Origin of the sequence: Allocoleopsis sp., from assembly GCF_036703385.1 — a bacterium.
Taxonomy (GTDB): Bacteria; Cyanobacteriota; Cyanobacteriia; order Cyanobacteriales; family Coleofasciculaceae; genus Allocoleopsis.
Genome location: NZ_DATNPA010000660.1, coordinates 1 through 7,574, shown reverse-complemented (window position 1 = coordinate 7,574; position 7,574 = coordinate 1). Strand labels below are relative to the sequence as shown.

Sequence of the window (7,574 nt, the reverse complement as noted above, 5' to 3'; positions counted from 1 at the left end):
CGCCTGGAACTCATTCTCATCACATCCCAAGGAAACCCGATTCGCCGCTCCACGTCGGCTACCAGAGCCGAAGTCCTCCGTATGGTCAAGGAATTTCGGAGCAAGTTAACCGATCCCACTGATCGCACGGGCTCCCTGGCTCCCGCCCAAAAAATGTATGAGTGGCTGGTAGCTCCTATAGAACCTGACTTACAACAGCTACACATTCACAATCTTGCCTACATCATGGACGCCGGATTACGCAGTATCCCCTTAGCTGCCCTGCACGATGGCAAACAGTTTATTATCGAACGCTACAGTGTTAGCTTAATGCCCAGCCTTTCCCTCACCGATACCCGCTACTCGGATGTAAGGAATTCTTCTGTCTTAGCAATGGGTATCGAGAAATTTGCGGACAAGAGTCCTTTACCCTCTGTACCTGTAGAATTGTCCGTCATCACAGGTAAACTCTGGTCAGGAAAATCCTTCCTCAATGACCACTTTACTCTATCCAATTTACAAGCCGCTAGAGATTCCCAGCCCTTTGGCATTATCCATCTAGCCACCCATGCCCAGTATCTACCTGGAGCGCCAGAAAAATCCTATCTCCAACTATGGGATACCCAACTGCGATTAGCACAACTGCGGCAGATGGGGTTGAATAAACCCCCTGTAGAACTGTTAGTTTTGAGTGCTTGTCGCACAGCGTTAGGGGATGAGCAGAATGAATTGGGATTTGCGGGGTTGGCAGCGCAAGCTGGAGCGAAGACTGTCTTAGCAAGTTTGTGGTACGTCAGCGATGAAGGGACACTGGGTTTAATGACTGAATTCTATGAGCAACTCAAACAAGTCCCGATGAAAGCTGAGGCGCTCAGACTTGCTCAGTTAGCCATGCTTAAGGGTGAAGTGAGATTAGAGGGCGGTAAACTTGTCACCAACCAGGGCAGCTTTCCTTTACCGCCGGAGCTTGCCGCTTTGGGAGATATAGACTTGACACGTCCTTCCTACTGGAGTGCTTTCACTTTAATTGGCAATCCTTGGTAGCACTATAGCAGTTCTCAGGTTACGCGCGTGCACATCGGACAAACCTAATCCCCAACCCCTTCCCTACAAGGGAAGGGGAGTAAGAATCAACGCCTCTCTCTATATCTAATTGAGAAGGGCTATATGATTAAGAGAACAGTCTTGTTGTCACATTCTGTAACACGCGCAACCCGTGCATCGCTCCCCGAATCAGACGAGTAGCGGCAATAGGTTGCTGCATCATACTCATGGCTAAGGGCAAAGGTTGAAGGGAACCATCTGAACTCAGTGCAGAGGTGAGATTTGGCAGGTTGTGATGAACGTCATCGCTGATGACTCGTACCATCCCCACTGCCACCCCCGATCGCGAGAGAACCTCCAAAACCGCAAATCCTTCCATATCAACCACCTGGATATCGTAGAGTTGACCGAGATGGCGTTTTTCTGCGGCAGAGAAAATGATGCGATCGCTCGTTAATCCCCTCACCAAGGACACCCCTTCTTTGAGTTTCTGCTGCAATAAAGTGGTGAGTTCGCGATCGCACGGGCGCACGACGGGAGTCTCTATACTTGACTTGTGTACACAACTATGATAGATAGCAATATCCCCGATACCCAATTGTGGTGACAAACTCCCACATAGACCCATAACTAAGATGCCAGAAGACTTCCCCTTCCGAAAATCCTCTGTTTGTTGCCATCCTTCTAGAACCTGAGTGACAGGTTTAGGGCCAACAGGAATGGGTACCACCGACGGTTTTGGAGACTTAACACGCCTTAAGCCTCGACAGACAGCCTTGTACTCGGCTCCTTGAGGAACCAAAATTGTTTGGAGCAATGGAGAATGGGTTAACAGGTTACGGGTTACAAGTTAGAAATTTTAACTGACTAAGAGATAGAAATGGTAACTCAGATGCAGCAACGCTTCTACACTCTAGAGGAGTATCGGCAATTAGAAGAAACTGCTGAATTTAGAAGTGAGTACCGCGACGGAGAAATTGTCCCGATGACAGTTTGCACGATTAATCATAACCGGATTGCTGTCAATATCTGCACGTTCTTAAAATTCGCTTTACGAGGGAAGGATGCAGAACCATTTATGGGCGATTTACGGTTGTGGATTCCTCGATATCGGCGGGAAACTTACCCAGATCTAATGGTTATTGAAGGACAACCTGTTTTCAATGAAGGACGCAACGATGAGGTAGTCAATCCAGGATTTACCAAAGCTTGGATACGAATCAGAAAAATTACAAATCAATAGCAACTCATGATTAGACCTGTTTTGAAAGTCTCCTTTCATCCTGGTGTGTGAGCGGTACGCTCATGAATGTCTCTTGCAAAAGTCAATTTTTGCCCCCTCAGCCCACCAAATTTGGGGTGATAATATATTCAAAGTCCCCCAGGATTGGGGGATTTAGGGGGCATTTCAGGATTTATGAAAGAGGTCTATTCTCGGCGTGGGAAACTCAGGTACTTTAACGCTCTCGTTGCCAACGAGAGCGCGTTTTCTCAACGTTTGATGAAGTTCTTAGGTTTCAAATCCTGCTCTAGTTTTCAGATTAGGAAATTGCCTCAATTCGGAGTAGAACCCTTGTTCTAACTCGGATTAGGACTTTCCACCACGGGGGATTTGCGCTGAGGCTTCAACTGAAGTGTTCGCAGGGCAATGCTTGTCAGTCTGGGCAGCAATTTAGGTTGAAGCAGTTGTGGGTCGAATTTACTCATTCGGCGTTGGTTCTCCTGAAGGCAAGTAGAGAGAAATCCTTCAAGGGTCAAATCCAGGGTAAAGGCACTGGCACTAGTTGCCGTGAACCCGTCCCCATTTGTCTCTCCACTACTAACAGCGTCGAGCAAGCTGCGGAGGGCAATGCCATAGTGCCATAGAGTTTTTGTGGCTCTTAGTCCGGCAAATCCTTGACCGCGCTGGATTTGTAGGTAGGTAAACCAGTTAACAAAGAACACAATATGACGTGCCTCTTCGTCCAGGATGGGGTCGAAGATGGTGAAAAATTGCTCTGGGAATAGGCCAGCTTCACGGGCAACGCCAAATAGACCAAAGGCGAAGAAGGAATCCAGGCATTCTTCAAAGCCAAAGTGGGTGAAGTGTTGCTCAATGTTGTGGGAAAGATTTATTGGGGCAAGTTCTCCCATCTCAATGCCATAGCGGTCAATGAGTGTTGCAATGAGTCGGGCGTGACGTGCTTCTTCTTCACCTTGGAGTGCGATCGCTTCTTTCAAAACGGGGTCGTCCACCAAGTTAGTATAAGCCGCCACCAAGGCTCCAGCTTGCCGCTCAGTCTCCAGAGCTTTCTGCCAGAACGGAATGCCCCGCAGTCGCTCCAGCGTTGGGGCGTCGAGTTCAGGCCAAGGAAGCTGACTTGGCTCATACCGCAGATGGCTCTCCATAAAACTGCGGCAGAATAGCTCCTTATGTGCCTCAGATCCAAGGTTCATCTCTCAGGTCCAATTCTAAAGGTTCAGTTAGTCGGGCAGAGTGGTTGATTGTAGAGATGATCGGAAAAATCCTTGATTGCATCAGTAAAATTCGTGTTGCTCAGGGATGTCACATCTCATCTCCCCTGTCCGGATAGGCTCTAGTGCTATCTGAGATTAGCGAACTTTTACAGTAGCATCAAGCACAAACTCTTCCTCAAACTTGTTTGTCAAGAGCCCTTCACACAGTTCCAACAATGTCCTGTTGGAGGATGCCTAAGTTTTTCTCATAGGACAGAATCTCAAAAAGCTAAGGTCAGAACGATAGGATGTCATAGATATCCTGTAGACTACACGATACTGTCTTCCCAAATGGTAGAGCCGACTCGCAAAAAATCCATCCGAGAGCGATTTAATATTTCCAAGTTAGCGATCGAGTTTCCTTGGTTCAGTATCAGCTTTTGGCTCGCCGTGACGGTAGCTGGGATTCTAGCTTTCACGTCTCTAAAGTACGCGCTGTTCCCGGACATTACCTTTCCGGTGGTTGTGGTAAATGCTTCAGCCCCACTCCAGACGGCTCTGGAGACTGAGCGTCAGCTCACTAACCCGATTGAGCAGCAACTTAAATCCCTAGAAAAACTGGATGAGAGCCGCTCCTCTTCGTACCCCGGTCAAAGTGTCGTCAGTTTGTCGTTTGCCGTGGGGACAAACCTGGAAAACGTGAGTCGTCAGGTGGAAACGTCACTGAAGAATTTGAAACTACCTGCGAAAGCCACGTTTAAAGTCATTCCCCTCAACTTAAACGAGTCCGCTGTTGTTAGTTACGCAATTCAAAGTTCGTCCCAAAAATTGACTGACTTAGCGAAACTCGCCAAAGACAAGATTGTGCCTAGCATCTCCCGGATACCGGGAGTTCTCAAAGTTGAGCTGCTGGGTGAACCCCCGAAAGCTCCTGTCTCTCTCTCATCAGCGAGTGATGCCTTAGGTCAAGGGGCGACGTTGGTTCAGTTCAATGGACAAGAGGCTCTAGCTTTTCAAGTCATCAAACGAGGCGATGCTAACACGCTGGATGTGGTGAACAAGGTGGAGAAAGAGGTCGAAAAGCTCAAATCTACCGTTTCTGGTGTAAAACTTACTCTCGCTTCGACTCAGGCTGACTATATTCGTGAGGCCACTCACGCGACAATTGATGCACTGGTTCAGGCAGTCGTGTTGTCTGTCGTAATCATCTTCCCCTTCCTGTGGAACCTACGAGCAACGCTAATTACAGCACTGGCGATTCCTATCTCCTTGTTGGGGACGTTTATCGTCATGGCGATGTTTGGCTTCAATCTCGAAACCATTACACTGCTGGCACTGGCACTGGTAATAGGAATTATCGTCGATGATGCGATCGTGGATGTAGAGAACATCACCCGGCATATTGAAAATGGGGAAACGCCACGTCAGGCATCAATTTTAGCAACCAATGAAATTGGATTAACCGTCTCTGCGGCAACCTTTACCATCGTGGCGGTTTTTCTGCCGGTGGGTTTGATGGGAGGTGTAGTGGGTCAGTTTTTTAAGCCCTTTGGTATCACTGTTTCGGCATCGGTGCTTACGTCTTTATTAGTGGCTCGGACTCTGTCGCCGTTACTAGCGTCTCGTTGGCTTAAACCCAAAACCGCCAACCGCTCAGAACAAGAGAATAAGGGGTCTCGCTTTGAGCAAGGGTACCGAAACTTACTCGCTTGGTCTTTGAATCACCGAGGGATAGTGCTAGGATTAGCGGCTTTGAGTTTAGTGATTGGTTTAGGACTCATTCCACTGATTCCCAAAGGGTTTATTCCCAAACTCGATCGCGGAGAGTTCAATATTACTTATACGGCTCCTTTACCCACCATTCCCAAAGAACTGGCGGCTGGTTCGGGTGAGACATCATCGCCTCCGGATGCAGGTACATCTCCTTCACCTCAGGATTTAGAAGCGTTGCGCAAATCTCAAGGTGCCGAAGGACGTTCTCCTTCACCTCAGGACTTACAGGCATTGCAGAAATCTCAAGGTGCAGCATTAGCCGCGTTCAATCCCCTGAATGACTCCCTGCAAGTTGCCAAGAAGTTGGATGATTTTGTGCGGAAATCGTCTGAAGTGGAGGATGTCTTTACCATCGTTGGGTCGCGTCAGGGTGAACCGAATAAAGGCAAGCTCTATGTGAAGCTCAAGGAGAAGCGCACCCTCGATACGACCGCCGTGCAAGACCAGTTACGCACCTCGTTGCCCAAGCTTTCTGGTGTGACGACGAGCATTGAAGATATTCAATTTGTGGATACGGGTGGCGACAAACCCCTCAAGGTAGCTCTGCTCGGCGAAAACCTTGAAGAACTCAACCGCACGGCTAATACGCTCAGAGACCGACTTAAGAAACTACCAGGGTTTGCAGATGTGACCTCCTCTTCGGAAGCCAACCAAGAAGGAACCATCTTGGAAATTCAGCATAATAATACTCGGCGATCGGCTGATGTGAGCGCCAACCTAGGACAGAACTCCACTCTGGGAAATGCCACTGACCGAATGGTGGCAGAAGCCAAAGCGGTTCTTCCTCCTGGAATCAAACTGGATTTGGGGGGAGACTCAGCCCGCAGTAGTCAGATTTTGGGTAGTTTTGGTACAACGTTGGGGCTGTCGATTTTGTGCATCTTTTTGGTGCTGGTATTGCTGTTCAAAAGCTGGCTCGACCCCTTAGTGATTATCTTCTCTTTGCCGCTATCCATTGTGGGGGCAATGCTAGGGCTACTGATAACCCACAGTGACTTCGGCATGATTTCCCTAATCGGTATCATCTTTTTGATGGGTCTCATCAACAAAAATGCCATTTTGATTGTGGATTACATCAATCAGTTGCGGAAATCGGGGCTAAATCGCACCGAAGCCATCCTCCAAGCAGGCCCCGTAAGGCTGCGACCCATTCTAATGACCACAGCTTCTACTATTCTGGGGATGCTGCCACTGGCATTAGGTTTGGGGGCTGGTGCCGAGTTACGGGCACCAATGGCAGTGGCAATTATTGGTGGATTGATAACGTCCACGTTGTTGAGCCTGATTGTTGTTCCGGTTGTCTATGCTTTGCTGGACGATATACGGCACCGATTCTCCAAAGGTAAGGGGTTTGTCTGATGGTAACGCAGGTTTTTGTTACGGGAGGAACGGGGTTTATCGGTGCTAATCTGGTGCGGTTGCTGATACAAGAAGGGTATGCCGTGAAAGCCCTTGTCCGTCCCAGCAGTTGCTTAGATAATCTGCAAAGTCTGGATGTAGAGATTGTCCAAGGGGATTTGAACGATACCGAGTTAGGGCGGCAAATGGAGGGGTGTCAGGCACTCTTTCACGTTGCGGCTCACTATTCCCTATGGCAAGCTGACCAAGAGGCACTTTATCGCCATAATGTGCTGGGAACCCGAAATGTTCTAGCAGCTGCTCGTCAAGTAGGGATTGAGCGAACGGTTTACACCAGTTCCGTTGCTGCTATTGGGGTGGGTGCCCCAGGTGAAATTGTGGATGAAACCCATCAAAGCCCTGTGGATACCTTGGTCGGTCACTACAAAAAGTCTAAATTCCTGGCAGAGCAGGAAGCTCGGAAAGCCGTTGAGGCGGGTCAAGATGTCATTATCGTCAATCCTAGCAGTCCCATTGGCCCATTTGATATTAAACCGACGCCAACGGGTGATATAATATTACGCTTTTTGCGGCGGGAAATGCCCTTTTATTTGGATACGGGGCTAAATTTTATCGATGTGCGGGATGTGGCATGGGGACACCTGCTAGCACTCAAACGAGGGAAAACAGGCGATCGCTACATTTTAGGACATCGAAACCTCACATTAAAACAACTCCTCGATCAACTCGCCCAACTTACAGGAATCAGCGCCCCAAAACACACGGTACCGGCTTGGTTACCGTTGAGTGTGGCTTGGATTGACGAACGAATCCTCGCGCCGTTGGGTAAAACGCCTGACGTTCCCTTAGATGGCGTGCGGATGGCGCGTCAGAAGATGTATTATGATGCCTCGAAAGCTGTTCGAGAATTGGGCTTACCTCAGTCTCCTCTAGAAACGGCACTCAAGGATGCGGTAGATTGGTTTGTCGAGCAGGGATATGTC

The 7,574-nt window shown here is 48.8% G+C and carries 6 protein-coding genes; 4 read left to right on the top strand and 2 right to left on the bottom strand.

Annotated features, from left to right (window positions below; all coding sequences use genetic code 11):
* On the top strand, window positions 1-1,023 hold a 1,023-nt coding region (locus V6C93_RS31260), incomplete at its 5' end, for a CHAT domain-containing protein (protein ID WP_333480581.1).
* A 127-nt stretch (window positions 1,024-1,150) separates the two neighbouring features.
* On the opposite strand, the gene V6C93_RS31255 is transcribed toward V6C93_RS31260, so the two are convergent.
* Window positions 1,151-1,840 carry a phosphorylase gene (locus V6C93_RS31255; protein ID WP_333480580.1) on the bottom strand — a complete coding sequence of 230 codons (690 nt, stop codon included), beginning with the start codon at window positions 1,838-1,840 and terminating at the stop codon, window positions 1,151-1,153.
* A 63-nt stretch (window positions 1,841-1,903) separates the two neighbouring features.
* Between V6C93_RS31255 and V6C93_RS31250 the strand changes: the two genes are divergently transcribed.
* Window positions 1,904-2,266: a Uma2 family endonuclease gene (locus V6C93_RS31250; protein WP_333480579.1), complete on the top strand. Its 363-nt coding sequence runs from the start codon at window positions 1,904-1,906 to the stop codon at window positions 2,264-2,266.
* Window positions 2,267-2,601: 335 nt separating this feature from the next.
* On the opposite strand, the gene V6C93_RS31245 is transcribed toward V6C93_RS31250, so the two are convergent.
* Window positions 2,602-3,459 carry a ferritin-like domain-containing protein gene (locus V6C93_RS31245; protein ID WP_333480578.1) on the bottom strand — a complete coding sequence of 286 codons (858 nt, stop codon included), beginning with the start codon at window positions 3,457-3,459 and terminating at the stop codon, window positions 2,602-2,604.
* Window positions 3,460-3,810: 351 nt separating this feature from the next.
* Here V6C93_RS31245 and V6C93_RS31240 point away from each other — a divergent pair, with 351 nt between their 5' ends.
* The gene (locus V6C93_RS31240; RefSeq protein WP_333480577.1) at window positions 3,811-6,591 is read left to right on the top strand and encodes an efflux RND transporter permease subunit; all 2,781 of its coding nucleotides are present in this window, start codon (window positions 3,811-3,813) and stop codon (window positions 6,589-6,591) included.
* Window positions 6,591-7,574 (top strand): hopanoid-associated sugar epimerase (hpnA, locus tag V6C93_RS31235; protein ID WP_333480576.1); only part of this gene is annotated, 984 nt, incomplete at its 3' end. The genes V6C93_RS31240 and hpnA, both read left to right, overlap by 1 nt.

Excerpts from the sequence above, each read along its gene's own strand:
- V6C93_RS31250 (WP_333480579.1), top strand. The coding sequence starts at position 1,904 with ATGGTAACTCAGATGCAGCAACGCTTCTACACTCTAGAGGAGTATCGG.
- V6C93_RS31245 (WP_333480578.1), bottom strand. The coding sequence starts at position 3,459 with ATGAACCTTGGATCTGAGGCACATAAGGAGCTATTCTGCCGCAGTTTT.
- V6C93_RS31240 (WP_333480577.1), top strand. The coding sequence starts at position 3,811 with ATGGTAGAGCCGACTCGCAAAAAATCCATCCGAGAGCGATTTAATATT.